Source organism: Microbacterium sp. ABRD28 (assembly GCF_003850245.1).
Lineage (GTDB): Bacteria > Actinomycetota > Actinomycetes > Actinomycetales > Microbacteriaceae > Microbacterium.
Window position 1 is genome coordinate 838,390 of sequence record NZ_CP031015.1, and the last position, 26,512, is coordinate 864,901.

At 70.3% G+C, this 26,512-nt stretch carries 31 protein-coding genes; 15 read left to right on the forward strand and 16 right to left on the reverse strand.

The features are described from left to right. Nucleotides 1-54: 54 nt before the first annotated feature. The 3 genes from DT073_RS04200 to DT073_RS04210 all read left to right on the forward strand — a co-directional run bounded on the left by DT073_RS04200 (nucleotide 55) and on the right by DT073_RS04210 (nucleotide 3,413). Nucleotides 55-1,485: a DUF2252 domain-containing protein gene (locus tag DT073_RS04200; protein ID WP_124292249.1), complete on the forward strand. Its 1,431-nt coding sequence runs from the start codon at nucleotides 55-57 to the stop codon at nucleotides 1,483-1,485. Between the two features lie 119 nt (nucleotides 1,486-1,604). After that, nucleotides 1,605-1,832: a cation:proton antiporter regulatory subunit gene (locus DT073_RS04205; protein WP_164478142.1), complete on the forward strand. Its 228-nt coding sequence runs from the start codon at nucleotides 1,605-1,607 to the stop codon at nucleotides 1,830-1,832. Nucleotides 1,833-1,838: 6 nt separating this feature from the next. Beyond that, entirely contained in the window at nucleotides 1,839-3,413 is a 1,575-nt protein-coding gene (locus DT073_RS04210) for a cation:proton antiporter domain-containing protein (protein ID WP_124292251.1), read from the forward strand. On the opposite strand, the gene DT073_RS04215 is transcribed toward DT073_RS04210, so the two are convergent. The 3 genes from DT073_RS04215 to DT073_RS04225 are packed head-to-tail and all read right to left on the reverse strand — an operon-like array spanning nucleotide 3,414 to nucleotide 6,078. Then, a complete protein-coding gene (locus DT073_RS04215) occupies nucleotides 3,414-4,046 on the reverse strand; it encodes a TetR/AcrR family transcriptional regulator (protein ID WP_124292252.1) in 633 nt (210 codons plus the stop codon). A gap of 17 nt (nucleotides 4,047-4,063) precedes the next feature. Continuing rightward, a complete protein-coding gene (locus tag DT073_RS04220; protein WP_124292253.1) occupies nucleotides 4,064-5,362 on the reverse strand; it encodes an ABC transporter permease in 1,299 nt (432 codons plus the stop codon). After that, complete coding sequence (locus DT073_RS04225) at nucleotides 5,359-6,078, reverse strand: ABC transporter ATP-binding protein (protein ID WP_124292254.1); 720 nt, start codon at nucleotides 6,076-6,078, stop codon at nucleotides 5,359-5,361. Before DT073_RS04225 ends, DT073_RS04220 begins: the two co-directional genes overlap by 4 nt. A 237-nt stretch (nucleotides 6,079-6,315) precedes the next feature. On the opposite strand from DT073_RS04225, the gene DT073_RS04230 reads away from it, so the two are divergent. Next, the gene (locus tag DT073_RS04230; protein ID WP_124292255.1) at nucleotides 6,316-6,843 is read left to right on the forward strand and encodes a DUF1269 domain-containing protein; all 528 of its coding nucleotides are present in this window, start codon (nucleotides 6,316-6,318) and stop codon (nucleotides 6,841-6,843) included. A 79-nt stretch (nucleotides 6,844-6,922) separates the two neighbouring features. Here DT073_RS04230 and pdxH read toward each other — a convergent pair whose 3' ends face one another. Both pdxH and DT073_RS04240 read right to left on the reverse strand, forming a co-directional pair. After that, on the reverse strand, nucleotides 6,923-7,570 hold the full coding sequence (gene pdxH, locus DT073_RS04235; RefSeq protein WP_124292256.1) for a pyridoxamine 5'-phosphate oxidase: 648 nt from the start codon (nucleotides 7,568-7,570) through the stop codon (nucleotides 6,923-6,925). A 34-nt stretch (nucleotides 7,571-7,604) separates the two neighbouring features. Beyond that, nucleotides 7,605-8,525: a LysR family transcriptional regulator gene (locus tag DT073_RS04240; protein ID WP_124292257.1), complete on the reverse strand. Its 921-nt coding sequence runs from the start codon at nucleotides 8,523-8,525 to the stop codon at nucleotides 7,605-7,607. Nucleotides 8,526-8,656: 131 nt separating this feature from the next. Between DT073_RS04240 and DT073_RS16140 the strand changes: the two genes are divergently transcribed. Next, the gene (locus DT073_RS16140) at nucleotides 8,657-8,779 is read left to right on the forward strand and encodes a hypothetical protein (RefSeq protein ID WP_276310444.1); all 123 of its coding nucleotides are present in this window, start codon (nucleotides 8,657-8,659) and stop codon (nucleotides 8,777-8,779) included. A gap of 83 nt (nucleotides 8,780-8,862) precedes the next feature. Next, the gene (locus tag DT073_RS04245) at nucleotides 8,863-9,402 is read left to right on the forward strand and encodes a YaeQ family protein (protein WP_124292258.1); all 540 of its coding nucleotides are present in this window, start codon (nucleotides 8,863-8,865) and stop codon (nucleotides 9,400-9,402) included. A gap of 21 nt (nucleotides 9,403-9,423) precedes the next feature. Here the strand turns inward: DT073_RS04245 and DT073_RS04250 are convergent, their stop codons facing one another. Next, nucleotides 9,424-9,867, reverse strand: a complete 444-nt coding sequence (locus DT073_RS04250) for a YbhB/YbcL family Raf kinase inhibitor-like protein (RefSeq protein WP_124292259.1) — start codon at nucleotides 9,865-9,867, stop codon at nucleotides 9,424-9,426. A gap of 197 nt (nucleotides 9,868-10,064) precedes the next feature. Between DT073_RS04250 and DT073_RS04255 the strand changes: the two genes are divergently transcribed. The 4 genes from DT073_RS04255 (at nucleotide 10,065) to treS (ending at nucleotide 14,136) form a co-directional block, all read left to right on the forward strand. Continuing rightward, complete coding sequence (locus DT073_RS04255; RefSeq protein WP_124292260.1) at nucleotides 10,065-10,496, forward strand: DUF6325 family protein; 432 nt, start codon at nucleotides 10,065-10,067, stop codon at nucleotides 10,494-10,496. 1 nt (nucleotide 10,497) lies between these two features. Beyond that, nucleotides 10,498-10,854, forward strand: a complete 357-nt coding sequence (locus tag DT073_RS04260) for an SHOCT domain-containing protein (protein ID WP_124292261.1) — start codon at nucleotides 10,498-10,500, stop codon at nucleotides 10,852-10,854. Nucleotides 10,855-10,912: 58 nt separating this feature from the next. Further along, nucleotides 10,913-11,752: a universal stress protein gene (locus DT073_RS04265; protein WP_124292262.1), complete on the forward strand. Its 840-nt coding sequence runs from the start codon at nucleotides 10,913-10,915 to the stop codon at nucleotides 11,750-11,752. A gap of 68 nt (nucleotides 11,753-11,820) precedes the next feature. Beyond that, a complete protein-coding gene (treS, locus tag DT073_RS04270) occupies nucleotides 11,821-14,136 on the forward strand; it encodes a maltose alpha-D-glucosyltransferase (RefSeq protein ID WP_124292263.1) in 2,316 nt (771 codons plus the stop codon). A gap of 29 nt (nucleotides 14,137-14,165) precedes the next feature. Here treS and DT073_RS04275 read toward each other — a convergent pair whose 3' ends face one another. From DT073_RS04275 to DT073_RS04305, 7 genes are all read right to left on the reverse strand, one after another. Next, complete coding sequence (locus DT073_RS04275) at nucleotides 14,166-15,410, reverse strand: phosphotransferase (RefSeq protein WP_124292264.1); 1,245 nt, start codon at nucleotides 15,408-15,410, stop codon at nucleotides 14,166-14,168. Between the two features lie 126 nt (nucleotides 15,411-15,536). Further along, nucleotides 15,537-16,217 (reverse strand): aquaporin, encoded by a 681-nt coding sequence (locus DT073_RS04280; RefSeq protein ID WP_276310454.1) that lies wholly within the window; start codon nucleotides 16,215-16,217, stop codon nucleotides 15,537-15,539. Between the two features lie 77 nt (nucleotides 16,218-16,294). Next, a complete protein-coding gene (locus DT073_RS04285; RefSeq protein ID WP_124292266.1) occupies nucleotides 16,295-16,957 on the reverse strand; it encodes an arsenate reductase ArsC in 663 nt (220 codons plus the stop codon). After that, nucleotides 16,954-17,367, reverse strand: a complete 414-nt coding sequence (locus tag DT073_RS04290) for an arsenate reductase ArsC (protein WP_124292267.1) — start codon at nucleotides 17,365-17,367, stop codon at nucleotides 16,954-16,956. Before DT073_RS04290 ends, DT073_RS04285 begins: the two co-directional genes overlap by 4 nt. Before the next feature lie 55 nt (nucleotides 17,368-17,422). Then, on the reverse strand, nucleotides 17,423-18,313 hold the full coding sequence (locus tag DT073_RS04295) for a metalloregulator ArsR/SmtB family transcription factor (protein WP_124292268.1): 891 nt from the start codon (nucleotides 18,311-18,313) through the stop codon (nucleotides 17,423-17,425). Between the two features lie 70 nt (nucleotides 18,314-18,383). Further along, on the reverse strand, nucleotides 18,384-18,872 hold the full coding sequence (locus DT073_RS04300) for a GNAT family N-acetyltransferase (RefSeq protein WP_240638763.1): 489 nt from the start codon (nucleotides 18,870-18,872) through the stop codon (nucleotides 18,384-18,386). Between the two features lie 17 nt (nucleotides 18,873-18,889). Next, nucleotides 18,890-20,197, reverse strand: a complete 1,308-nt coding sequence (locus tag DT073_RS04305; RefSeq protein ID WP_124292269.1) for an NAD(P)-binding domain-containing protein — start codon at nucleotides 20,195-20,197, stop codon at nucleotides 18,890-18,892. Between the two features lie 82 nt (nucleotides 20,198-20,279). Here DT073_RS04305 and DT073_RS04310 point away from each other — a divergent pair, with 82 nt between their 5' ends. Further along, nucleotides 20,280-20,630, forward strand: a complete 351-nt coding sequence (locus DT073_RS04310) for an ArsR/SmtB family transcription factor (protein ID WP_124292270.1) — start codon at nucleotides 20,280-20,282, stop codon at nucleotides 20,628-20,630. 20 nt (nucleotides 20,631-20,650) lie between these two features. Here DT073_RS04310 and DT073_RS04315 read toward each other — a convergent pair whose 3' ends face one another. Genes DT073_RS04315 through DT073_RS15955 form a run of 3 tightly spaced genes read right to left on the reverse strand, consistent with a single transcriptional unit; the run spans nucleotide 20,651 to nucleotide 22,186 of the window. Then, nucleotides 20,651-21,268, reverse strand: coding sequence for a TetR/AcrR family transcriptional regulator (locus DT073_RS04315; RefSeq protein ID WP_124292271.1), 618 nt, complete (start codon nucleotides 21,266-21,268; stop codon nucleotides 20,651-20,653). A gap of 4 nt (nucleotides 21,269-21,272) precedes the next feature. Next, nucleotides 21,273-21,992 (reverse strand): DMT family transporter, encoded by a 720-nt coding sequence (locus DT073_RS04320; protein WP_205783017.1) that lies wholly within the window; start codon nucleotides 21,990-21,992, stop codon nucleotides 21,273-21,275. Then, entirely contained in the window at nucleotides 21,989-22,186 is a 198-nt protein-coding gene (locus tag DT073_RS15955; RefSeq protein ID WP_205783018.1) for a hypothetical protein, read from the reverse strand. The genes DT073_RS04320 and DT073_RS15955 overlap by 4 nt, the downstream gene beginning before the upstream one ends. A gap of 39 nt (nucleotides 22,187-22,225) precedes the next feature. On the opposite strand from DT073_RS15955, the gene DT073_RS04325 reads away from it, so the two are divergent. The 4 genes from DT073_RS04325 to paaZ all read left to right on the forward strand — a co-directional run bounded on the left by DT073_RS04325 (nucleotide 22,226) and on the right by paaZ (nucleotide 26,510). Further along, the gene (locus DT073_RS04325; protein ID WP_124292272.1) at nucleotides 22,226-22,717 is read left to right on the forward strand and encodes a MarR family winged helix-turn-helix transcriptional regulator; all 492 of its coding nucleotides are present in this window, start codon (nucleotides 22,226-22,228) and stop codon (nucleotides 22,715-22,717) included. 93 nt (nucleotides 22,718-22,810) lie between these two features. Further along, nucleotides 22,811-23,551 (forward strand): enoyl-CoA hydratase/isomerase family protein, encoded by a 741-nt coding sequence (locus DT073_RS04330; protein ID WP_124292273.1) that lies wholly within the window; start codon nucleotides 22,811-22,813, stop codon nucleotides 23,549-23,551. Then, the gene (locus DT073_RS04335; protein ID WP_124292274.1) at nucleotides 23,548-24,453 is read left to right on the forward strand and encodes a 3-hydroxyacyl-CoA dehydrogenase family protein; all 906 of its coding nucleotides are present in this window, start codon (nucleotides 23,548-23,550) and stop codon (nucleotides 24,451-24,453) included. The genes DT073_RS04330 and DT073_RS04335 overlap by 4 nt, the downstream gene beginning before the upstream one ends. Further along, complete coding sequence (gene paaZ, locus DT073_RS04340) at nucleotides 24,450-26,510, forward strand: phenylacetic acid degradation bifunctional protein PaaZ (protein WP_240638764.1); 2,061 nt, start codon at nucleotides 24,450-24,452, stop codon at nucleotides 26,508-26,510. Before DT073_RS04335 ends, paaZ begins: the two co-directional genes overlap by 4 nt. The last annotated feature ends 2 nt before the right edge of the window (nucleotides 26,511-26,512 follow it).

The following is a 26,512-nucleotide window of genomic DNA, read 5'->3' on the forward strand; positions in this document are numbered from 1 at the left end:
TGAAGCCACCGTGCGACCCGAGTCGCCTTCCACGCTCCACGAAGGACGGTTGCCATGAGCGCCGAGATCAGGAGCCGAGCCGCATCGATCGAGGGGTCAGCCCTCGGCGGCTTCGGCGTTCAGCCTCCCACGCGTGCGGAGCTGCGCGCTCAGGGGAAGGCGCATCGGTCAGACCTGCCGCTGGCCGCCCATGCCGAGTCCGGGGCGGATCGGCCGGACCGGGACGCGGTCGGGGTGCTTCGCGCGCAGGAGGACGCTCGGGAGCACGGGCTGATCCCGCTGAGGTACGGCCGGATGGCCGCATCCCCGTTCGCCTTTCTTCGCGGCTCGGCAGCGGTCATGGCCCGAGACCTGGCGGCGAGCCCCTCGACCGGCCTGACCGTGCAACTGTGCGGAGACGCGCACGTGGCCAGTTTCGGTATGTACGCGGCGCCCGACCGGTCGTTGGTGTTCGACCTGAACGACTTCGATGAGACGTATCCGGGCCCTTTCGAGTGGGACGTCAAACGCTTGGCCGCCAGCGTCGTCGTGGCCGCCCGTGCTGGCGGGGCGAGCGATGCCGCGAGGCACGCGGCGGCGGTCACCACAGTGAAGTCGTACCGGAAGACCATCGCCGCCATGGCCGCCATGCCTCCCCTGGAGGCGTGGTACGCGCGGGTCGAAGTGGACGAGCTCGCCGCACGTCTTCGGCGCACGGCGCTCGGCAAGGGGGTGCGGCGGGCCGCGAAGAAATCACTCCGCAACACCGGCGACGTGGCTGTCGGCAAGCTGACCGAGGCCGCGCCCGACGGACGGCTGCGTTTTCGCGCCGATCAGCCCCTCCTCGTGCCCGTCGACGACCCCCTCGAGTCGGGTATCGATGCACGAGTGGCAGTTCTCTTCGACCGATACCTCTCCACCCTCACCCCTGACCGGCAGGTGCTCCTGAGTCGGTTCGGCTACCGGGCCGTGGCCCACAAAGTCGTCGGAGTGGGGAGCGTCGGCACGCGGGCGCTCGTCCTGTTGTTCGAGTCCGGGGACGGCGATGCACTGCTTCTTCAGGTGAAGCAAGCGGGTCGATCAGTCCTCGAGACGATATCGCCAGCCGCATCCACGTCGCCGGAGCACGCGGGGCGTCGCGTGGTGGACGGGCAGCGGCTGCTCCAGGCGGCGAGCGATCCCTTCCTCGGCTGGACCGAAGGCACCCGCCTCCCACGCCGGGAGTACTTCGTGCGCCAACTGCGAGACATGAAGGGCGGTGTCGACCTGACCGCCTTGGATGGCGAGGGTCTGGCGATGTACGGCCGCGTGTGCGGCGCGGTCCTCGCTCGGGCCCACGCCCGCGCAGGTTCGGCGGCGATGATCGCCGGCTACCTCGGCGGTTCCAGCGCCTTCGACGAGGCCGTCGCGTCGTTCGCCGTGGACTACGCCGACGTGACCGAGCGCGATCACGCGGCGCTGTGCGCGGCCATCGCCGACGGCGTGGTCCCCGCCACAACCGTCTGAGCCGGCAACGGATCGGCCCGGGGTGCCCCCGGCTTCAGGAGGAAGGCACGGTGATTCGACTCCTCGCGCCTCGACTGATCCGTGGCAGAGGATGCACCCGCATGTTTATCATCAGCGGTATGGGCAGCCACGTGCGGAAAGTCGAGATGCCAGGTATCGGGACGCGATACGACGTCGCCGGAAATCGGGCCCCACAGCGCGTGTCGGTCATCGAGCACAGGGATGGCCGGCGCGAGATCTATTCGTTCGAAAACAGCTCGACCGACCCCACCTCCGTGATCGAGCTCTCCGCCGAACAGGCTCGCCTCCTGGGAGCAGTACTCAACGGTTCGTACATCACCGACTGACCCGAGATGACGATCCTCGACGGCCAGGTGCAGCCACCCGGCGTGAACATCGTGGGCGCGCCCTTCGGGATCCCCATCAACGAGTTGATCGCCGTCGGTGCGCTCCTGCTTGTCGCAGCGCTGCTCGCCCGGCTCGGTCGGCGCATCGGCCTTCCGACCATCCCGTTCTTCATGGCGACGGGGATCCTGCTCGGACCGGGCACGCCGGGCCCCGTGCTGATCGACGATCCCGCGGTCATCGAGTTCCTGGCCACGATGGGTCTCGTCCTTCTGCTGTTCCACCTCGGAGTGGAGTTCCCGCTCGAGCAGGTGCGAGCCAGCGGCGGACGCCTCGTCCTCGTCGCATTCACCTACATCGGTCTCAATGTCAGTGGCGGGATCGTCTTCGGACTGTTCCTGGGGTGGGGCGTCGGTGAGGCCCTGGTGATCGGCGGTGCCCTGGGAATCTCCAGTTCCGCGATCGTCACGAAACTCCTCATCGAGCTGCGCCGCCTCGCCAACGCGGAGACTCCGTTGATCCTCGGGATCATCGTCGTCGAAGACCTGTTCCTGGCCCTGTATCTTTCGCTCCTGACGCCGATTCTGGGTGACGCGGAGTCACCGCTGGCACTCGTCGTCGATATCGGAACGAGCTTCCTGTTCCTTCTCGTCCTGCTGGTCGTTGCACGATTCGGGGGGCGTGTCATCGCCGCCGTCATTCGAAGCCGGGAGGAGGAGCTGCTCACCATCGGTGTCGTCGGCCTGGTCTTCCTCGTCGCCGGTACCTCCGCCGAGTTGGGGGTGTCGGATGCGATCGGGGCGCTCATGATCGGCCTCGTCGTCTCGCGGACGTCTTTGAAAGATCGGGTCGAGCGCGTCGTGCTGCCCTTGCGGGATGTCTTCGCGGCGGTGTTCTTCATCGCGTTCGGGCTCACCATCGACGTCCGTGAGCTCGGCGACGTCGTCCTCCCCGCGCTCCTCGCCGTGCTCCTCACGGTGACGCTGAATGTGGTCGCCGGCGTCATCGCCGCTCGGATGTACCGGCTCAATCAACGTGCCGCAGCGAACATCAGCCTCACGCTTCTCGGGCGCGGAGAGTTCTCGCTCATTCTCGCGTCGCTTGCAATCGCTGCCGGTCTCGACGAGAGGGTCGGTCCGTTCGTCGCGCTCTACCTGCTGATCCTCGCGGTGCTCAGCCCCCTCGCGGCATCCCGCTCGCACATGCTCGCGCGGATACTCCCGGACCGACTCTTCCGAGGCAACTTCACCTACGTTCGCGAGCTCACGACGTCTTCAGAGTGCACGCACCTCGACAGTCTCGTCGTCAACGAGCCGGACGGGCCGCTGGAGTGTCGACGCTGCCGAGAAGACGGCCTCGAGTGGGTACACCTGCGTCTGTGCACCAGCTGCGGGAACATCGCCTGCTGCGACGACTCGCCGGGGCGTCACGCCACCGAGCATTTCACCGCCTCCGGACATCCGATCATCGCGTCCGCGGAACCGGGCGAAACCTGGCGATTCTGCTATGTCGACGAGCTGCTCCTCCCGGATTCCGCGAAAGGCACCTCCGACCCCGCGGTCTCCGACGGGCCGCTTCGCTGATCACCCTCTCTCCGACCCGAGCTTGCGGATCGTGCTGTCCAGGGTGGAGCGAACGTGCCCGGGATCGATCTTCGGTTCGTGCCCGCGTCGGACGTCGTCGGCCCAGCTCATGGCGATGAATCGCATCACCCCGGCAAGGAGGTGGGTGATGAGCTCCGCTTGCGCGGAGAGATCTGAGGCGTCCTCCTCGGGCCATTGCGTGCGGAGGCGGAGCTGGATGATTTCCTCCAGCTCTTCCTCGATCATGGAGAGGCGTTCCATCTGCCGCGCGACCAGCGCGGGGCTGGTGCCGACCGCGTGGATCCGGGCCGCGAGGAGCGTCGGGTCGGCAGCCATCTGTCCGGGTTCGATATGGATCAGTTCGACTGCGCCCTGGAGCAGCGGGCCCTTCGCGGCGACATACGCGCGTGCCGCGCGCTGGTCGATCGCGGGTCCGCCCGGACCGAGAAGGGCGAGGTCTTTGGTCTTGAAGTGGTTGAAGAAGGTGCGCTGGCTCACCCCGGCGAGCTCGCAGATCATGTCGACCGTGACCGCCTCGTAGCCGTGCTCCAGAACAAGGTCGATCGCAGCGCGCTCGATGAGGACGCTCGTCTCGACCGCGTCGCGGCGGCGGTTCGGCGGGGTGGTCGACATGATCTGCGGCTCCTTGGTCACTCGTACCGAAGCGACTCGATGGGGTCCTGCCTGGCGGCTCGGCGGGCGGGGAGCACGCCGGAGAGGAACGCGATGAGCATGATGATGACGATGACGCCGATCACGTTCGCAGGGGTGAACAGAAGGATCTGCAGTCCGGGGAGCGCGGAGAGCACGGTGTCGGCGAGGGCGACGGACAGCACCGAGCCCAGTCCGATCGCAACCACGGCGCCGATCACCGAGCCGAGGAATCCGATGAAGACAGCCTCGAGGCTGAACAGGGTGAAGACCCGGGCGTTGGACATGCCCATGGCCTTCATGAGGCCGATCTCGCGGGTTCGTTCCTGCACGCTCATCAGCAGGGTGTTGATGATGCCGAAGGATGCCGCGACGAGCGCGACCACCGCGAAGGCGTTGAGCACCCCGATGATGCCGTTGATGATGGTCTGGACGATGCCCAGCTGATCTTCGATCGTCTGCCCGGCGAGGTCTGCGTCGGCGAGGTCGTCCTTCACCCGCTGAATCTCCTCCGCCGTAACGGTCTCGCCGTCCTCCGGCTGGAGCTGCGCGACCGCGAGCGGCCACGCGTCGGGGGCTCCGTCCGCCGACTGGGCATCGGCGATGACCGTCGTGAGCGCCGAGTTGGCGCCGGCGCCCGCGGCGAAGAGGCTCTCGCGAGCGACGCCCACGACGGTGGCCGTCACCTCCTGTTCCTGCTGTGCCGCGTCGGTGTAGCCGAGGGTCACGGTCTCGCCGATCGACTCCTCGGCGGTACTGAAGCCCAGCGCGTCGACGAACTCCTCGGGCAGCACGATCTGATCTTGCGAGCTTTCCTGATCGAGCTGTTCGCCGGCGACGAGGTCACTCTGGCCGATGGAGGATGTCGGGTTGATGTCGATCTCGTAGCGCGTGTCGGAGGAGGAGTCCGACTCGGCGATCCAGTCGACGGTCACCCCGCTGATCGCTTCGACGTTGCGGACGCCGTCGATCTGCTCGATCGCGTCGATGTCGTCGCTGTTGAGCAGGGTGCCGGATGTCAGCGGGTTGCCGGCGGCGCCCTGCTGGCGGCCATCGGGGTCGTACTCGGTCGGGCCGTCGCCGGTGTCGACGGTGGCCGCGGGACTGACGAGCAGGATGTCGCCGTCGCTGAGCGTGGCCACCTGGCGTTCGACGTAGTCGTTCACGCCGGCCCCGAGGGCGGTGGTGAGGGTCAGCGTGAAGGCGCCGACGAAGAGGCTCAGAACGGTGAGGGTGGTGCGCAGCTTGCTGCGGAAAGCATTCTTCGACGCCATCCTCACGATGTCGGTGGTCTTCATGCCGCCACCCCCGTTCGGGCGACGATCTGTCCGTCGGCGATCGTCACGGCGCTGTCGCAGCGCGCGGCGAGGTCGGGGTCGTGGGTGACCACGACGAGGGTGATGCCGCGATCACGCTGAAGACCGAACAAGATGTCCTCGACCTGGGCCCCCGTGGCGGTATCCAGGTTGCCGGTGGGCTCGTCGGCGAAGATCACTGACGGGTCGTTCACGAGGGCCCGGGCGATCACCACGCGCTGCTTCTGTCCGCCCGACAGGTCGTTGGCGCGGTTCTTGGCCTTGTCGGCCAGGCCGAGCGCCTCGAGAGAGGCCATCGTGCGCTCGCGCCGCTCGGCCGCGGGCATTCCGGCGATCACGAGCGGCAGGCTCACGTTCTCGAACACCGTCTGGCCGGCGGTGAGGAAGAACTGCTGGAACACGAACCCGAACGTCTTGTTGCGCAGCGGGTTCAGCTCACCCGCCCGCAACCGTGAGGCGGGACGGCCTTCCACCTCGACATCACCGGTGGTCGGTTTGTCCAGGAGCGCCAGCAGGTGCATCAGCGTCGACTTGCCCGACCCCGACTTCCCGACGATCGCGACCGAGCGGCCGCGTTCCACGCTCAGATCGACACCGCGCAGCGCGGTGAACGCCGACTCCCCCTTCCCATACGTCCGGGTCAAGGATCTCGCCCTGAGGACCGCCGGCTGCGCGCCGGCGCCATCCGCTTCTGACATGGCAACCTGCCTTCCTGTCTTTAATGTGCAGTGACTGCAGATTAATCCATACGAACTGCAGAAAACAATGCAGAGACTGCAAAATATGCTGGAAGGGCAGCCTCCGTCGTCGGTTCCGCGACTTCATCCTCCGAGGGTGAGGCGACGGCGCCGGACGGGTCGTAGCGTCGCTTCGTCCTCGGCGCCACACCACCGGTCGGTGGTCGGCTGCCTCGGAGATCGATCGAAGGAGAAGCGATGAGCACGAAGAACCTCGCACTGGTCGTCGGATCGTATGACGACACCGCGCAAGCATCGGAGGACTATCAGGCGCTGCGGAGCGGTCAGGACTCCGGGGGGTACGAGATCATCGGTGCCGTGGTGCTCACCCGTGACGAAGACGGCAAAGTCCAGGTCAAAGAGCATGGCGACAAGTCGGTCGGCCGAGGTGCGGCCATCGGCGCCGGTGCGGGAGTCGTGGTGGGCCTGTTCGCTCCACCCCTGCTCGCCGCCACGGCGGTGGGCGCGGGAATCGGAGCGATCCTGGGGAAGATCAAGAAGAACCGCGAGGAGAAGCAGTTCGGCGTCGACGTCGACGAGTACCTCAGTCCCGGCACATCAGCCGTGATCGCCGTCGTCGACGACACGTGGGCCGATCGCGTCGAGAAGGCCCTGGTCCGCTCCGACAAGCGCATCAGCAAGGCCATCGACTCCGACGACTACGACCGGCTCCGCAGGGCGATCGAAGAGTCAGCCGACGACGTCGTGCAGCAGATCAACTCCTGAGGTCCTCGCGTCCGGGGTCGCGTCAGCTCGAGTGAGCGATCGGTCCGCCCGGCCGGCAGACGTGCCGCCGGCGCCGGCGCTATGGCTGCAGTCGTTCGACGCTCCAGTCACCCAGGGATTCGTCACGGGTGAACACCAGCCGGTCGTGCAGGCGCGACGTGCGGCCCTGCCAGAACTCGATCCGTCGAGGACGCAGCCGGTAGCCGCCCCAGCGCGCGGGACGGGGCACTTCGCGCCCCTCGGGGAAGGCCGCCTCGACCTCCGCCACGCGCGCGTCGAGCTCGGCGCGCGACCCGATCGGCTGCGACTGCGCGCTCGCCGTCCCCGCCACGCGCGACCCATGCGGCCGCGAAGCCCAATAGGCGTCCGACTCCGCGTCGTCGACAGCCGCCACCTCGCCGGTGACGTTCACCTGCCGGTGCAGCGTGTACCAGGGGAAGAGGAGGGTCGCCACGGGATGAGCCGCGAGTGCCCGCCCCTTCCTCGACGACCGGTCGGTGTAGAACACGAAGCCGTCGGCATCCACGGCGCGCAGCAGCACGGTCCGACTCGACGGTGTGCCGTCGGGGTCGACGGTGCCGAGCACCATCGCGTTCGGCTCGTAGACACCGCGCGCCGCGGCATCCTCCACCCAGGCTGCGAACTGCACGATCGGATCGTCCGCGACATCCGATTCATTCAGACTTTCGGCGCCGTAGTCGGTGTGTCGGGCGAGCGGGTCGGTCACAGCATCGACCTTAGCGATCTCGATCCGGGGGGAGTCAGGATGCCGCGTGGGCCGCCTCGATCTCGGCGGCCTTCGCCTGGAGGATGGAGAGGACGGTGCGCACCGCGAGGCGCTCGGCGGTGTCGGGACGCAGCAGTGCGACGATGTCTCGCTCGGAATCCACCCCGCGCAAGGGCTTGAGGATCACCCGTCCCGGGTCGATCCCGCCCGAGGTGGACCGGGGGATGAGGGAGACTCCGAAGCCCGCGGCGACGAACGCTTCGACCATCCGCAGATCGCTGATGCGCTGGAAGATCGTCGCCCTTCGTCCCGCGGCCTCCTCGATGTCGTGGAGGATGCGTTCGAACGGGAACCCGATGGGCACCCCGATCCACGGTTCGTCGACGACGTCGGCGGCGGTGAGGTAACTGCGGCCCGCGAGCCGGTGATCGGCCGGGAGGGCGATGTCGAGTGCCTCGGTCATGAGCGGGACCACCCGAAGCCCCCGCCCACCCCAGGCACGCGCACCGCGCAGGGAGTGGGCCAGCACGATGTCGTAGTCAGCGGTCAGCGAGGGGAAGTCCAAGAGCTCGTGGTCCCCGTCCGCGCACGACAGGATCAGCCCGGGGGTGCGCGACACCTCCTGCAGGACGCCCGGCAGCAGCACCTGGCCCGCCGAGGGGAAGGTGGCCAGGCGGACCTCGCCGCTCGGGTGATTGCGGAACTCGTCCCAGAGGGCGGTGGCGCGCTCGAGTGCGACGGCCACCTCTCCGGCGCTGCGAGCCAGCGCGTGGCCGGCGCTGGTGAGCTGGATGCCGCGCCCGACGCGCTCGGTGAGGGGGAGGCCCGCCTCGCGCTCGAGCACCTTGAGCTGCTGCGAGACCGCCGACGGGGTGCGGTGGGTGGCGGCGGCGACGGCGGTGATGCTGCCGCGTTCCGCCAGCTCGCGAAGAAGGTCCAGTCGTCGCACATCCATGAAGAAAAGCTACAGTGACATTGCAGAACTGTGCGCTTGTGCTGAAAGGTCGACGGACCGAGGATAGGAGGGTCGAGTAAGAGCAACGGGGCTCGTCGTACATCGACGTTCACTGTCTGAAAGGTCCGACCATGGTCGTCTTCCTCGCGCTCCTCGCTGCCACCGCCGTCGCCGCCATCGCCGGCGCGGTCTCGCTCACCGTCACCGACGGGTACGGCCGCGTGCCGGCCCGCTCCTACGCCCGCGCCATCTGAGCCCGACGCGCGCGACCGCTCCCCACGAGTCGTCGCGCGCGACCGCTCGGTGCAGGCGTGCCCGCACCGTAGGCTTGACGACCATGGCCGCCGGCGCAGTGATGCACACCTTCGAGGTGCAGCTGGCGGATGTCGATCGCGGTGTCTACGACGAGGTGACGGTGCGCGCAGCGCGTCATCCGTCCGAGACCGACGCGTACATGGTCACCCGGGTGCTGGCCTACCTGCTCGAGTACGAAGAGGGCGTCGCCTTCAGCGGCGGGATCTCGTCCACCGAGGAACCCGCCGTGCTGATCCGCGACGCGACCGGTCGCATCACGGCGTGGATCGAAGTCGGGGCGCCTGACGCCGGGCGCCTGCACTTCGGCAGCAAGCTCGCCGACCGCACCACCGTGTACACCCACCGTGATCCGGCGAAGGTGCGGGCGGGAGTGGCGGGCAAGACGATCCACCGCGCCGACGACATCGTGCTGCACAGCTTCGACCCGGGCTTCATCGACGCCGCCGTCGCAGCCCTCGCCCGGCGCAACACCGTGACCCTGTCGGTGACCGAGCGCCAGCTCTACCTCGACCTCAACGGCACCGCCCTCAGCTCCGCGATCCACGACGAGCCGCTCGTCTGAGCGGCCGGAGTGGGAGCCGCCTCAGCGCTGGAAGTGCCCGACGAACCGGTTCTGCTCGATGACGGCGTCGGCGTAATCGCGCAGGAACTCCTCGCGACGGGGTGTGCCCGTCACCTCACGGTCGAGCGCGTACACCCAGAAGTAGTAGTGGTGACGGCCGTGCCCCTGCGGAGGCTGCGGTCCGTACCATCCGGTCTTTCCCGCGTCGTTGGGGCCCGTGGCCGCGGCGGCGGTGTCGACGGTCTGGTCCACCGGCGGCAGGCCGTAGAGCACCCAGTGCGTGAAGCCGTTCGGCAGCGGCGCGTCGGGGTCGTGCGAGATCACGACCACCTCGCGAGTCCCCTCCGGCACCCCGGTGATCTCCAACCGCGGCACGTCGTTGCCGCCGTCGGCCGAGAAGCGCTCGGGAACGTCTCCCAGGTCGGGGATGTCGGGGCTCGAGATCGCGAGTTTGTCGATACGCATGCATACATCCTGCCCTCGGCGGGATGTCGCGGGCCCAACGGAGGCAGATCGCTCCCCGTTCTCTCAGGCGACGTCGACGCCGCACCCGGAATCTGAGGATGGCGCCCGGCACCCGCTCCGCGAGAGGATGGCGGTGATCCCGAGGGCCGTGTGTCGCTGAATGCCGCGCGCCCCGGCGCGACGAGAGAGGACACCCGATGGTCGAGTTCCGGTACGGGCCGGTGGAGCTGTATCTGGTCGGCTTCGACAGCGATCGGCCGCACCCCGACGCCGTGGCGGCGCTGCGCGAGATCATCGAGTCGGGCGTCGTGCGCCTGCTCGACCTGGTCGTCCTGCGCAAGTCCGCCGAAGGCGACATCGAGATGATCGAGGTCGAAGAGCAGAACGCCCTCGGTATCGACGGCATCGAGCTGTTCGCCGCGGGCCTGACCGCGTCGGAGGACATCGATGAACTCGCCGAGCTCATCGCGCCCGGCAGCTCGGCCGTGCTCGTGGCACTGGAGATGACCTACGTGCGTGCGCTCGCCGAGAAGGTGGCGCAGAGCGGCGGCACGGTGCTCACGGCCGAGCGTATCCCCGCCCCGGTCGTCAACGCCGTGGCCGACATGATCGACGCAGAGGAGAACTGACATGCCGTTCCGACGCATGGGACGCCCGGGCCTGCTGGGCCTCGCCGCGCGCACCGCCGTGGTCGCGGGAACCGCCTCGGCCGTAAGCGGCTCGATGCAGGGCTCGCGGGAGCGCAAGGCGCAGGCGCAGTACGAGCAGGAGCAGTACCAGGCTGCCCAGCAGCAGGCGCAGCTCGATGCGGCGGCGCAGGCCGCGGTCGCCGCACAGATGCCGCAGGCCGCCCCCGCGGCATCCGCTCCGGCCGCCGGCGGAGGCGATGACATGATCGCCCGCCTGCAGCAGCTCGCCGCGCTCAAGCAGAGCGGCGTGCTCACCGACGAGGAGTTCACCGCCGCGAAGGCGAAACTCCTGTCCTGACTCCCGAGCCCCCTTCGCGGGGAGGGGAGGGGATGAGCGAGAAGAAGAGGAGACGACGATGTCCGAGGTGATCGCCGTCGGCCTGACCGACGCGCCCGTGGCCGACCGCGCGGTGGCGTGGGCGGCGTCCCGCGCCCGCGATCGACGACAGAGGCTGAGGCTGGTCTCGATCCTGGGCGGCGCGGTGGGTGTCGTCGGCGAGGATGCCCTCGTCGACCGCCTTCTCACCGAGATGCGGGACCGGGCCGAAGCGACCGCGGCGGGCCTGCGCGCCGCCGGAGTCGAGGTCGAGGTGGTCGTCGAACGCGGCAACCCGACCGAGAAGCTCATCGCCGCCGCCGAGGGCGCCGCGCTGCTGGTGATCGGCAGCGACCACCGCGGCCCCCGGGCCGGAGCCACGCGGGGCCCACACGGCTTCCGCATCGTCTCGGCCGCGCCGTGCCCGGTGGTCGTCGTCCCCGATTTCGATCTCGGAGAGCGCCGCGGAGTGGTCGTCGGCGTCGACGGTTCTGAGACCTCGGAGCACGCCGTCTCCTGGGCGGCCGCCGAAGCCGACCGTCTCGGCGAGCCGCTCATCGCGATCGGCGCGTGGGTCCCGCTTCCCGCGCCGGGCAACCGCGGCACGTACCCCGAGCAGTACCTGCAGAACATGCAGGCGCTCACCGAGGAGACGTTGTCGATCGCCCTCGCGGGGCTCCGCAGTCGTTATCCCGACCTCGAGATCGTCGCGCGCGCGGAGCGCGGCTACCCGGCAGAGATGATCAATCGCCACGCGGCGACGGCGCGGCTGGTCGTCGTCGGCACCCACGGCCGCGGCGCGTTCCGCCGCTTCGTCCTGGGATCGGTCAGCTACGACGTCCTCACCCACCTCGCAACCGTGACCACCGCGGTGCGCTGACCCCTACCCGTCCGCAGCACGACACGCCAGAGGTCGCATCCGAGTCGTCGAGTACGTACGGTCGAAGGATGGCGCGCGACGAGTATCGGCCGGAGGAGCTCTACACCGGCCCTATCGACCTCCCCCTCCTCCAAGAACTCGACAACGACACCTCTGATCCCGAGACCCCCGAGATCAGCTACGACGAGCAGCGGTATCCCGCCCGTCCGCGCCGGCTGCGGCCCCGCGACCACCTGCGCGGCGGCGGCCGCGTGCGCCGGGTCACGACCGACCCCCGCACCGCGAACGGCACGAACCCGTCGTACGTCGAGTGGCTGGTGCGCCAGTCGATGCTGAAGGATGCCGACGTGCTGGCCCGGCAGCTGTCGGGGCAGCCGTCGATGTGGCGCAACCCCTACGCCCGCCCCGATGCGCGGCGCGCGATCGCGACGAGCGACGTGTGGTTCACCGCCTACCCGATCTCGCTCATCACGCGGCCCGGCCAGTCGTTCCTCGCCGCGCTCGGCGACGACGCCCTGTGGTCGGCGTTCGAACGGGTCGGCATCACCGCCATACACACCGGTCCGGTCAAGCGCGCCGGCGGCATCGCCGGGTGGCTCGAGACCCCGAGCGTCGACGGCCACTTCGACCGCATCAGCACGGCGATCGACTCGGCGTTCGGCACCGAGGACGAATTCCGCGCGCTCTGCGACGTCGCCGACACCCACGGCGGCAGCATCATCGACGACATCGTGCCGGGTCACACCGGGAAGGGCGCCGACTTCCGCCTGGCCGAGATGGGGTTCAAGGACTACCCCGGCATCTACCACATGGTCGAGATCCTCGAGGAGGACTGGGCGCTCCTCCCCGACGTCCCGGGCGACGTCGACAGCGTCAATCTCGACCCCGCGACCGAGCACGAGCTCGCCGAGCGCGGCTACATCATCGGTGCGCTGCAGCGCGTCATCTTCTACACCCCGGGGGTGAAGGAGACCAACTGGAGCGCGACGGCGCCGGTGCTCGGGCCGGACGGCGTCACGCGCCGGTGGGTCTACCTGCACTACTTCAAGCAGGGCCAGCCCTCGATCAACTGGCTCGACCCCACCTTCGCGGGGATGCGCCTCGTGATCGGCGACGCCCTGCACTCGCTCGGCGAGCTCGGCACGAGCGCCCTGCGCCTGGACGCCAACGGCTTCCTCGGGGTGGAGAAGAGCACCGAGGGACTCCCCGCCTGGTCGGAGGGTCACCCGCTCTCGCATGCGGCGAACCACATCATCGCCGGCATGGTGCGCAAGGTCGGCGGGTTCACCTTCCAGGAGCTGAACCTCACCATCGAAGACATCCGCGACACCGGCGCGGTGGGCGCCGACCTCTCCTACGACTTCATCGGACGCCCCGGTTACCACCACGCGCTGGCGACGGGGCGCACCGACTTCCTGCGCCTCGCCCTCACCTCCTCCCTCGAGCTCGGGGTGCAACCGGTGCAGCTGGTGCACGGCCTGCAGAACCACGACGAGCTCACCTACGAGCTCGTCCACTGGGCGACCCGGCACGCCGACGAGGAATACCGGTTCCGCGGGCGGGAGGTGAGCGGCAGCGAGCTCGCCGAGATCGTCCGCGCCGAGCTCACCGAGAGTCTCACCGGTACGGCCGACTTCAACCGCGTGTTCACCCAGAACGGCATCGCCTGCACGACGACCTCGCTCATCGCCGCCGCCCGCGGCGCGACGCGGCTCGATGACATCACCGACGCCGACATCCCCGCGATCCGCGACGCCCACCTGCTGCTGTGCGCCTACAACGCCTGGCAGCCCGGAGTCTTCGCCCTCTCGGGCTGGGACCTCGTCGGCATGCTGACGGTCCCGGCGACGCAGGTCGCCGACCTCATCTCCTCCGGCGACACGCGCTGGATCGAGCGGGGCGCGCACGACCTCCTCGACGTCGATCCGCAGGCGACCCGCTCCGCGGCCGGTATGCCCCGCGGGCGCTCGCTGTACGGATCGCTTCCGGCGCAGTTCACCGACGAGGAGTCCTTCGCCTCGCGGCTGTCGCAGATCATCGAGCTGCGTCGCCGGCACGGCATCGCCACCGCGACGCAGGTCGACGTCCCCGAGGTCGCCCACCACGGGATGCTCGTGCTCGTGCACCGACTCGACGACGGCGCGCACGATCCCGATGCGCCGCTGCAGGTGACGGTGCTGAACTTCGCCGGTGAGCCGGTCGAGGGAACGGTGCGCTCGAAGCAGCTCGTGCGTCGGTCGGAGGTGCGCGACGCCGCGAGCGGCGAGGTGATCGGCCACGTCGACGACCTGCAGAGCTTCACCGTGTCGCTGCCCGCCTACGGCGCGGTGTTCCTCCTCCTCGAGCCCGGTGAGCCCGACGAGGACGAGGGCCCGATCGGATGAGGCTCTGATCGGATGACGCGGCCGGGCCGTCAGCCCGCGAGCGCGGCGTCGATGCCGGCCAGCGGCACCGGCAGCCAGGTGGGGCGGTTGCGCGCCTCGTAGATCGATTCGTACACGGCCTTGTCGAGCACGAGCGCTCGCAGGATCACCGGGTCCAGGCCCACCGAGCCGTCGGCTCCGGCGTAGGCCTCGACGAAGGCGGCGCGGCAGGCGGCGGCCCACCCCGCGGCATCCACTGCTCCGCCGACCGCGCCGGCGTAATCGAAGGAGCGGAGCATGCCCGCGACATCGCGGGCCGGAAGGTCGGGCACCGCGCGCTCGTGCATCGGTCGCAGCGGCTCGCCCTCGAAGTCGACGATGCGCCATCCGGCGCCGGGGACGGCGAGCACCTGCCCGAGGTGCAGGTCGCCGTGGATCCGCTGCAGCCGCGGCCACGGGCGCGCGAGCGCGGCTTCGTAGACCGCCTCGATCGCGGCGGCACGATCGGCGACGGCGGGCACCTCGGCGACGGCGAGCATGAGCCGTCGACGCCACGTGACCTCGGCGGCGGCGACCGCCTCCGCGCCCCCGTCGGCGGTGCCGAGCGTCCGCCCGAGCGCGCCGTGCACGCCCGCGACGGCGAGCCCGAGGTCGCGTGCGGCAGCGGTGAAGTCACGACCCTCGCGGGCGGCTTCCAGGGCGATGGCCCATCCGTCGCGGACACCGGGGAGGAACTCCTGCGCGAAGCCGAGCGTGCCGTGCGCGACGCCGCTGTCGAGCCCGCTGTCGGGCCATTCCGCGTCGACGCTGCCGAGGAACTTCGGGACGAAGGGCGAACCGGCGGCGCTCAGGGCGCGCTGCACCGTGACATCCGGATTCTCCCCGTCGTGCAGGGTGCGGAACAGCTTCAGGATGATGGTGGGCTGACCGTCCTCGTCGAAGACGATCGAGGTGTTGGACTGCTCGCCGGTGAGCACACGGCTGCCGGTGACCCGGCTGACATCGACGCCCATGGCTTCGAGGGTGGCGATCGCGAACGGCGGATGCTGCGCCGCATCGATCTCGCAGCCCTCGGCCGTGCGCGCGATGAGCGCAGGAGTATCGGGCGCCGTCGGCACGCTCGAGACGGGCACGTGGTAGAGCACGGGGCGGGCGCCGGCGTCATCCATCAGCAGGTAGCGGGTCGCGTGGGGCGCCGACTGGGTGTCGAGGAGCCGGAAGCGGGGCTCATGGCTCTTTCCCGCATACCAGCGTTGCTGCGCCACCCAGGCGCCGAGATCGTCTGCAGAAGGCACCATCCCACCTTGGCGTGTGCAGAACGCCGGGTAAAGCACTGGACGATCGTTGCCAGGAGGCGTAAAGGATCGGGCCCATCGCACGTTCGCCCCGATCGACCTCGATGCCGCGGAGGGGATGACGCTCTACGCCCGAGGGGAAGCGGGCGCGTTCTCTGCGGCGGCGGGGAAGAGCAGCACGACGAGGCCCATCGCCACCGCGGCGCCTACGAGCTGAGCGCCGACGAACCACATCGCCGACACCGGCGCGATGCCCGCGAACGTGTCGGTGAAGATGCGCCCGAGGGTGACCGCCGGATTGGCGAAGGACGTCGAGCTGGTGAACCAGTACGCCGCTCCGATGTAGGCGCCGACCGCCGTCGCGATCACGGGGATGGTCCGTTGCGTCCTGGTCAGCCCGGCGATGAGCAACACCAGGCCCGCCGTCGCGACGACCTCCGCGAGGAGGGTCGCGGGGGTGGCCCGGTCGGTGGCGGAGATCGAGGTCTGGACGTCGAACATCGCGTTCGCCAGGAGCGCGCCCCCGATTCCGCCGGCTGCCTGCGCGACCAGGTAGACGCCGAGTGTGCGGGGGCTCAGGCCGGAGCGATCCGCGCGGCCGAGGAGTGCATCGGTGAGCGAGACCACGGGATTGAAGTGCGCGCCCGAGACCGGTGCGAACAGCAGGATGAGGGCACCGAGGCCGAGCGCGGTCGCGAAGGAATTCTCCAGCAGCTGGAGCCCGACGTCATCCGAGAGCCGCTGCGCCGCGATGCCCGAGCCCACGACGACGGCGACCAGCAGTCCCGTGCCGAGGAACTCGGCCAGCGCGCGCCGCCCTACGGCAGGGCGCGCGCCGTCGACCGTCGGAGCGGGACCGGGTGCGGTGTCGGGCAGTCCGGTGGTCACGACGGGGTCGCCGCGAGGCCGGGGACGAGCTCGCCGAGCAGCTGCTCGACGTGCGCGCGGACATCGTCGCGCACCCGGCGAACGCCGTCCAGGTCGAGTTCGGCCGGGTCGGCGAGCTGCCAGTCCAGGTACCGTTTGCCCGGATACAGGGGACAGGCGTCGCCGCATCCCATCGTCACCACCGCGTCGGCGGCGCGCACGACATCGTCGGTCAGGGGTTTGGGGAATTCGTCACCGACCTCGACGCCGATCTCGGCCAGCACGGTGACGACCTGCGCGTTGATCTCGGCGGCCGGCTGAGAGCCGGCCGACCGCACGTGCACACGTTCGCCGGCCAGGTGGCGGGTGAGGGCCGCCGCCATCTGCGATCGTCCGGAGTTCTGCACGCAGACGTACAGGATCTCCGGAACCGGCTTCGCGATGAGGCCCTTCGACTGCGCGAGCGCCGTCAGCCGGTCGCGGGCGAATTTCTCCGTGACGCTCGGAAGGTGGCTGGACACCGTCGCCGTCCGCGCGAGCGCCGCGTACGACTCGAAGACCACCCGTTCGACGGTCTCTTCGTTCACCATGCCGGTGAAGCTCTGCGCGAGGCGCTGTGCGGCGCGGTGGAGGACCGCTTCGTTGGACAGCAGCCCGTGCATCCCGGATGCGACGCTCATGACGCGCCTGCGGGAGTGAGTTCGGAGAGCAGGTTCTCGATCCGGCCGCGGATGTCGTCGCGGATGCGACGGACGGCGTCGATGCCCTGACCGGCCGGGTCTTCGAGCTCCCAATCCTCGTAGCGCTTGCCGGGGAAGATCGGGCACGCGTCGCCGCAGCCCATCGTGATGACGACGTCGGATTCCTTCACGGCCTCGACGGTGAGCACCTTCGGCTGCTGACCGGCGATGTCGATGCCCTCTTCGGCCATCGCCTCGACGGCGACGGGGTTGATCTGATCCTTCGGCGCGGACCCGGCCGAGAGCACCTCGACGCGATCGCCTCCCAGCTCGCGGAGGAATCCGGCCGCCATCTGCGACCTTCCGGCGTTGTGGACGCAGACGAACAGGACGGTGGGCTTGTCGGACATCCGGTCCTCCCTTTCTCGTGGATGAGAAAAGCATAGACCCTCATCTATCAATTGCCTAGGCGGCGGACACCGGGAGTTCGGCGAGCAGGCCGCGCACACGGGATTCGATGTCATCCCGGATGCGTCGAACGGTGGCGGCGGGCTTGCCGACCGGATCTTCGATCTCCCAGTCGAGATAGCGGCGCCCGGGGTAGACCGGGCAGGCGTCGCCGCATCCCATCGTGATGACCCAGTCCGCGGCCCGCACCGCCTCGTCGCTCAGAGGCTTCGGAAACTCCCCGCCGAGCGGCACGCCGATCTCGTCGAGGGCGTGGACGATCGAGGAGCGCACATCCGCCGCGGGCGCGGATCCCGCCGTCCGGACGACGACCCGGTCGCCGGCGAGCTGGCGGAGGATTCCGGCCGCGATCTGCGAACGACCGGCGTTCTGAACGCACACGAACAGGACGGAGGGTCGGTCGGGTGCGCGGCCCTCGATGCGGGTCAGGTCGTCGAGCCGGGATGCCGCGAACGCGGCCGTGCGCGAGGCTTCGAGCGCCGGCCGCCCGGCCGCGGTGAGCATGCGGTGGCTGTCGGTGACGTAGCGGGTCACGGTCTCGGGGCTGAACACCCCGCGATAGCGGGCCGTCAGGTCGTCGATGACGCGGGACAGGTCGGCCTCGCCCGATGCTTCCGGCGCCGGGCCCAGGAGGGCGCTCACGCGCTCCTCGTGCGCCGGTTCGAGGGAGTACCAGACTCGCCTGCCGTCTTTCTCCCGGCGGACGATGCCTTCGGCGTGGAGGGCGGCCATGTGGTGGCTGACCGTGGGTTGGCGCAGGCGCAGCGCCTCGGCCAGCCGCCCGACGAGGACGCGCCCGTCGGCACTGTCGCGCATCATCCGGAGGATGCGGGCGCGGGTGGGGTCGGCGAGCAGGGCCAGCCCCGCGTCATCCGTCCCCGCACTCATAGACGGCAGTCTATGCGCCGCCGGGCGGCGACGGCGAGGGCGGAGGCGAGAGGGATGTCGCGAGCGACGTTCAGCGGCCGTTGCGGCGCGAACGGCGCTCGAGGAACACCGTCGACCGCCACTGGCCGGCGTGCGGACCGTTCGTCGACCGTGCGATGCGCTCGCGGGTGCCGACGACCCGGAATCCGGCGCGCTCGTGCAGATGCAGGCTCGCGGTGTTCTCGGGGAAGATGCTCGACTGCACCGTCCAGAACCCGGCCTCATCGGCGGCATCCAGGAACGCCCGGAGCAGAGCGGCGCCGATTCCGCGACCCCGGGCGCGCGCGTCGACGTACACCGAATGCTCGATGACGCCCCGGTACACCTCGCGCGAGGAGACGCGCGACGCGGCCACCCACCCGACCACCCGGCCGTCGAGTTCTGCGACGAGGCGGGGGTGCGCGACCTTGCCCGCGTCGAACTGCTCCCATGAGGGAACCGTGCTCTCGAAGGTGGCTTCGCCCTCCGCGATGCCCTCGGCGAGGATCGCCTCGACGCGCGGCCAGTCCTCCGCTGTCATCGCCCGAACCGAGACCATCAGCAGCACGAACCTCCGAGGTCGGTCGAGCAGACGCCGGTCGACGGCAGGGTGAGGGCCACCGTGGTCGCCGCGGCCATGTCGCCGGCGAGCCAGGCCACGATCGAGCGCACCTGCTCGTAGCCGGTCGCGAGGAGGAACGTCGGCGCACGGCCGTAGGACTTCATGCCTGCGAGGAAGAAGCCGGGTTCGGGATGCCGCAGCTCGGCGAATCCGTGGGGCTCGACCGTGCCGCACGTGTGGACGTTCGGATCGATGAGCGGGGCGAGACGAGCGGGTGCTTCGACGATCTCGTCGAGGTCGAGGCGGATCTCGCGGAGCATGTCGAGGTCGGGACGGAACCCGGTCGCGGCGACGACGAGGTCGGTGTCGTGGTGCGCAGGTTCGCCGCGGCGGGTGCCGATCAGGCGGATCCCGCCGTCGTGGCGAGCGGCCCGCGAGATCTCGAACGAGTCGACGCGGCGGATGCGACCACTGTCGACGAGCGTGTCGACCCGCGAGCCGAGACGGGCGCGGTCGGTGAGCTCGTCGTCGGGGGAGGTGGTGACGCGGACGGCGCCGGCGTTGCGGATGAGCCACGTCACGCGGGTGCCGGGCTCCTCGTCGGCCAGGGCCGCGAGGGCGATGAGGGTGTTCGCCGCGGAGTGCCCGGCGCCCACGACCGTGACGTCGCGGCCGGCGAAACGAGCGCGATCCCGGCCGGCGACGTCGGGGAGGGCGTGCAGGATGCGGTCGGAGACCTCGGCTGCGCCGAGGGGGTCGAGGCCGGAGGAGGCGAGCGGGTTCGGGGTCGTGTACGTGCCCGAGGCGTCGATCACGGCGCGTGCGGTGAGGTCGAGGATCTCACCGCCGCGGTCGATGCGAAGGAGGAAGGGGCTGTCGGCGCGGCCGGCGGTCCGCGTGCGGTCCATGCCCTCGCGGGTGACCGCGGTCACCCGGGTGCCGTAGTGCACGTGCGGGGAGATCTCGTCGAGCGCGGCGAGCGGCTCCAGCAACAGGTCGGCCAGTTCGTGACCGGTCGGGGCGGCGTCGAGGTCGGCGGGAGCCGTCCAGCCGTGGCGTTCGAGCAGACGCTGCGCCGTCGGGTCGATGAGGTGGCGCCACGGAGAGAACAGGCGGGTGTGCCCCCAGAGTCGAACGCCGGCTGCGGGTGCGGGCCCGGCTTCGTAGACGTCGAACGCGATGCCGCGTTCGGCCAGGTGGGCCGCAGCGGCGAGCCCGATCGGGCCGGCACCGATGATGGCGACGGGGAGGGTGGCCAGGCGCGGCGTCGTGCGCGTGCGCGGGGCGAGGTCGAGGAGCGTCATCCCGAAACCTTCCATATCGATGAACGTCGATTCAGTATGGAAGGGTATATCGATGGTTGTCAATATCGATTAGCATCGATGCATGCCCACCGCTCTGCCGCTCATCGACACGTCGACCACGGTCTGCTGCGCGCCTCTGACGCGCGAGCCGATGGGACCCGACGACGCCGAGCGCCTGGCATCGCAGCTGAAGGCGCTTGCTGATCCGGCGAGACTTCGGCTTCTGTCGATCGTGGCGTCCTCGCCCGACCAGGAGGCCTGCGTGTGCGATCTCATCGAACCGCTCGGCCTCGCCCAGCCCACCGTGTCCCATCACCTCAAGGTGCTGACCCGTGCCGGGTTCCTCTCCCGCTCGCAGCGTGGAACGTGGGCGTACTACCGGCTCCAGCCTCAGGCCCTGCCCTCGGTCGCGGCGGTGCTCACGTCCCCCTGACCGGGCGGAGCGCGAGGACGTCAGGGGTGGCGGGGGCGCAGGCCCTCGAGGGCCGTCGCAAGGACCGCGTCGGCCAGGGAATCCGCATCGAGAGCGCCGCCCGGGCGGTACCACTCGGTGAGGGAGTTGACCATGCCGAACACCAGACGGGTGGCGACGGCGGCATCGACGTCGGGGCGCAGCATCCCCTCGTCCTGTGCGCGGGTGACGACCTCGGTCACCCGGTGGTCGAACGCCCGGCGGCGCTCGAGCGCCGCGTGCTCGACCGGGCTGTTGCCGCGGACGCGTAGCAGCAGCGTCACCTCGGGGAGCTTCTGCACGAGGACGCCCACGGCGCCCCGGATCACCCGCTCGAGCTGCGCGCCCGCCTCGGCGGCCGGTTCGTCGAAGACGCCCTCCAGGGCGGTGAGGGCGTCGTCGAGGGCCAGGCCGAGCAGTTCGTCCTTCGAGGAGAAGTGGTGGTACAGCGCCGATTTGGTCACACCCAGGCGGTCGGCGAGGTCGGTGACCGAGGTCGCGTCATACCCCTTCTCGATGAAGAGCGCGACGGCGACGGCGAGGACCTGCTCGCGATCGTTCCCCGGCCGTCCCCGTCGCCCGCGCGGGGATGCGCCCGCGGGTGCGGTGTCGCTCGTCACCCGCTCACTCTCGCACAGCGCCCGTCGGAACGGCGAGCGCGGGGGCGCCCGCCGCAGCGTGCCGGCCGGGCCGGCGAGCACGGCCCTGCGTGAGGAGGATCGCCGCCCCGATCAGCACCAGGCCGACGATCTGCGGCGGGGTGAGCGACTCGCCCGCGAGCGCCACTCCGAGGACCACCCCCGTGGCCGGGTTCAGGAGTCCGACGGTGCCCACGGTCGAGGCGGAGAGATGGCGGAGCCCTGCGAACCAGCAGAGGAAGGCCAGCGCCGTCGCGACGATCGCGATGGCCGCGTACGCCGTCGCACTGCTCACCGACACCGCCGGGGGCGGTCCCTCGACGACGATCGCGATCGCCAGGAGGATCGCACCGCCCGCGATCAACTGCCACGACGTCGTGGCCACGAGCGGAAGGTCATCGCGCCACCGGGTGGTGAGGACCGCGCCCAGCGATGACAGCACGAGCGCGGTGAGCGACACCGCTGCGCCGAGGGGGTCGATGCCGCCGGTGGCCGCGCCGATGAGCAGGACGGCTCCGACGACGCCCACGAGCACGGCCACGCCCGCTGCGGCTGTCGGTCGCTGCCCGAGGAGCGGCCACGCGATGATCCCCAGCACGACGGGCGCGAGGGCCATCACGGATGCCGCCATCGAGGTGGGCAGGAGCTGCGCGGCGAGGTAGACGAGCACGAAGAACGCGCCGAAGTTCAGGATGCCGAGGATCACGGCCTTCCCCACCAGGCGCCGCGCGGCAGACGCCGCGCGAGGAGAAGGAGGATCAGGCCCGCGGGAAGTGCCCGGAGGGCGGCGCCCCAGAGGGGCGCGTCGGCCGGGAGGAAGTGCCGGGTCACGTAGTACGTCGCGCCCCAGCTGATCGGAGCCACCGCAGTCAGAAGCAGCCATCGCCATTTAGTTTCCACGGAAGACATTATAGCTTCCATGGAAGATAGAATCCACCCATGTCCGAAACACCGCGGGACCACGTCGATCGCGTGCGGGCGCAGTGGCGCGCCGCGCGACCGCATGTCGACACATCACCGATCGAGGTCATCGGGCGGCTCGCGCGCGTGAACGACGCCGTACGCGAGCAGCTCATCGGCCTGTACCGCGAGTTCGGGCTCGGAGAGGGCGAGTTCGATGTGCTGGCCACCCTGCGTCGCTCCGGAGAGCTCAATCCGACCGAGCTCGCCGCTCAGACGATGGTCACGAGCGGAGCCGTCTCCAAGCGGCTGGATCGCCTCGAGTCGGCGGGGCTCGTGCGACGCCGCGGCAGCGACGTCGATGGCCGCGGCCGGGTCGTCGCGCTCACAGAGGAGGGGCGCGCGCTCATCGACCGAGCCTTCGACGCGCACATGGAGAACGAGCGCCGGCTCCTCGCCTCGCTGGATGCGGCTGATCGTGATGCCCTCGTCCGGGTGCTCCGGAAATGGGGAGGTGCCCTGGGCACCTGACCCCGGCCCCGTCGTTGCACGCGGCACCGCCGCCTGACAGAGTTACTGAACGATCGGTCTGCAACACATTCGCGACGAAGCGGAAGGCCCCGGATGACCCGCCCACCCCTGCGCGTCGAGCACGCCGGCGACCGGAGCGTCGTCACCCTCGACCGCCCCGAGGTGCGCAATGCCATCGACCAGGCCACCGTCGACGCGCTGCACGCGGTCTGCGCCGAGCTCGAGCGTGAACCCCGCATCCTCCTCCTCGCCGGCTCGGGCGGCGTGTTCGCCTCGGGGGCCGACATCGCCGAGCTGCGCGACCGCCGCGCCGCCGACGCGCGCCGGGCGATCAACCAGGCGGTCTTCACCCGCATCCGTGCCCTCCCGATGCCCGTGATCGCCGCGCTCGACGGCTACGCCCTCGGTGGCGGAGCCGAGCTCGCCTACGCCGCTGACCTGCGCATCGCGACGCCGACGCTGAAGATCGGCAACCCCGAGACCGGCCTCGGCATCATCGCCGCCGCCGGCGCGACCTGGCGCCTCCCTGCGATCGTGGGCGACGCGCGCGCGGCGGAGATGCTCCTCACCGGGCGCATCCTCGACGCCGACGAGGCGCTGTCGTGGGGCCTCGTGTCGGCCCTCCATCCGGCCGACGACCTCCTCCCCGCCGCGCACGCGCTCGCCGACCGCATCGCGCGCAACGATCCCCTCGCCACCCGCTACACGAAGCAGGTGCTTCGCGCCGAGCCGCGCGACCAGCCCTCGCTCGTGAACGAACTGCAGGCCGAGCTGTTCGAAAGCCCGGAGAAGATCCGCCGCATGACCGCCTTCCTCGAACGGAGAGCCCGATGACGGATGCCGCAGAGGCAGCGCCCCGCCCCGACGTCCCGACCGGCCCCGTCGCGGCGCCTCCGCGGGTCGGGGTGCTCGGCGGTGGACGGATGGGTGCCGGCATCGCCCACGCGTTCGTCCTCGCCGGGTCGGAGGTCACGGTCGTCGAGCGCGACCCCGAGGCGGCCGAGGCGGCGCGCGGTCGCATCCTCGCGAGCATCGGCGATTCGATCCGCCGCGGAGCGACCGATCGTGAGGAGGCGGCGCTCGCGGCATCCGTCCACCTCTCCACCGACGTGACCGACTTCGCGGGCGCGGGCCTCGTCGTCGAAGCCGTACCCGAAGACCGGATGCTCAAGCGCGACGCGCTCGCGCGCATCGAGGCGGTCATCGCGGGCGAGGCCGTGCTCGCCACCAACACCTCGTCGATCGGCATCGCCGCGCTCGCCGGCGCGCTGGAAGACCCCGCCCGCTTCCTGGGGCTGCACTTCTTCAACCCCGTACCCGCGTCGCGCCTGGTCGAGATCGTCGTCGGCGACACCACCGCACCCGCGGTCGTCGAGAGCGCGCGCGGATGGGTCGCGGCGATCGGCAAGACCCCGATCGTCGTGCGCGACGCCCCCGGCTTCGCCTCCAGCCGCCTCGGCCTCGCGCTCGCCCTCGAGGCCGTGCGCATGGTCGAAGCCGGCGTCGCGAGCCCGGCCGACATCGATACGGCCATGGAACTGGGCTACCGCCACCCCGCAGGGCCGCTCCGTACCACCGACATCGTCGGACTCGACGTCCGCCTCGCGATCGCCGAAGAGCTGCAGGCCACCCTCGGCGACCGTTTCGCCCCTCCCGACCTGCTGCGCCGAATGGTCGCCGAGGGGCACCTCGGCCGCAAGACCGGGCGCGGCTTCTACGAATGGAGCACGCCGTGACCGACATCCTTCCCAGCTACATCCGCGACGGCTGGTGGGCGCCGGTCGACGACCCGGATGCTGCGGAGATCCTCGACGCCTCGACCGGCGAACCGGTCGTGCGCCTGAGCACCCGAGGCCTCGACGTCGCCGCGGTGCTCGACCACGCCCGCACCGTCGGGCAGGAGAGCCTCGGTGCGCTGACCTTCCACCAGCGGGCGATGCTGCTGAAGGAATTCGCCCTCGTGCTGCAGGAGCGGAAGGACGAGCTCTACGCCCTCTCCGAGCGGGCCGGATCCACTCGCCGCGACTCGCTCAACGACGTCGACGGGGGCATCGGCGTGCTGTTCACCTACTCGTCCAAGGGGCGCCGCGAGCTGCCGAACGCCAAGGTCTACGTCGACGGGCCGGTCGAACCTCTCTCGAAGGACGGATCGTTCCTGGGCCGGCATGTCTACACCCGCCTTCCGGGGGTCGCGGTGCAGATCAACGCCTTCAACTTCCCGGTGTGGGGAGCGCTGGAGAAGTTCGCCCCGGCATTCCTCGCGGGTGTTCCCACCGTGGTCAAGCCCGCCTCGCCGACGGCCTACATCGCCGAGGCGTGGGTGCGCATGCTCACCGAGACCGGACGCCTCCCGGCCGGGTCGCTGCAGCTGGTGAGCGGCAGCGTCCCCGACCTCGTCACCGCGCTGCGCCTCGGCGACCTCGTCGGCTTCACCGGCAGCGCGACGACCGCCGTGCGTCTGCGGGAGCAGACCCCCGACGGCGTGCGGTTCACCGCTGAGACCGACTCCATCAACGCCTCGGTTCTCGGCCCCGACGCCGCGCCCGGCACCCCCGAGTTCGATGCCTATGTCCGCCAGCTGCTGGTCGAGATGACCACCAAGGCGGGGCAGAAGTGCACCGCGATCCGCCGCGCGATCGTTCCCGCGGCGTCGGTCGACGCCGTCGTCAGCGCACTGGGGGAGAAGATCGCCGAGAAGATCGTGATCGGCGACCCGCGCGGCGAGGGCGTCACGATGGGCCCCGTCGTCTCGCGCGCGCAGCGCGACGAGGTGGTGCGGCAGGTGCGGGCGCTGCAGGATGCCGGAGGCCGTCTGCTCCTCGGGTCGCTCGACGCGCCCGAGGTCGTGCATGCCGACGGTTCGATCGGGCTCGCACCCGAGGGCGCTTTCGTCTCGCCCATCCTCGTCGGATTCGACGATGCCGCGGCGCCGGCCGTCCACGAGATCGAAGCGTTCGGACCCGTCGCCAGCGTGCTCCCCTACTCCTCCCTCGCCGAGGCGGCCGACCTCGTCGACCGCGGTGGGGGATCGCTGGTGACCTCGGTCGCCACGAACGATCCGGATGTCGCCACCGAGCTCATGACCCGGATCGCCGCCTTCAACGGCCGCGTGCTGTTCCTGAGCCGCGAGAACGCGCGCACCTCGACCGGGCACGGCGCGCCCGTGCCGCACCTGGTCCACGGCGGGCCCGGCCGCGCGGGCGGCGGGGAGGAGCTCGGCGGCATCCGCGCTGTTCTCCACCACATGCAGCGCACCGCCGTGCAGGGCTCGCCCGAGATGCTGACCGCCCTCACCGGGGTGTGGCACGCCGGCGCCGGGTCGCGGCCGGGTGGGACGCATCCCTTCCGCAAATCGCTGGCCGAACTGCGGATCGGCGACCAGGTCGTGTCCGCGACGCGGGAGGTGGGCCTGGATGACATCGAGACCTTCGCCCGGTTCACCGGCGACACCTTCTACGCCCACATGGACGAGCAGGCAGCGGCCGCCAACCCGTTCTTCCCCGGCCGTGTCGCCCACGGTTATCTGCTGGTGTCGTGGGCCGCAGGTCTCTTCGTCGACCCGGCTCCGGGTCCGGTGCTCGCCAACTACGGCCTCGAGGATCTGCGCTTCGTCACACCGGTGTCGCCCGGTGACGAGATCCGCGTCATCCTCACCGCCAAGCAGATCACGCCGCGCGAGACCGACGAGTACGGCGAGGTGCGGTGGGACGCCGTCATCCGCAATCAGCGCGACGAGATCGTCGCGACCTACGACGTGCTGACCCTGGTCGCGAAGGAGGGGGCGTCGGTGTGAGA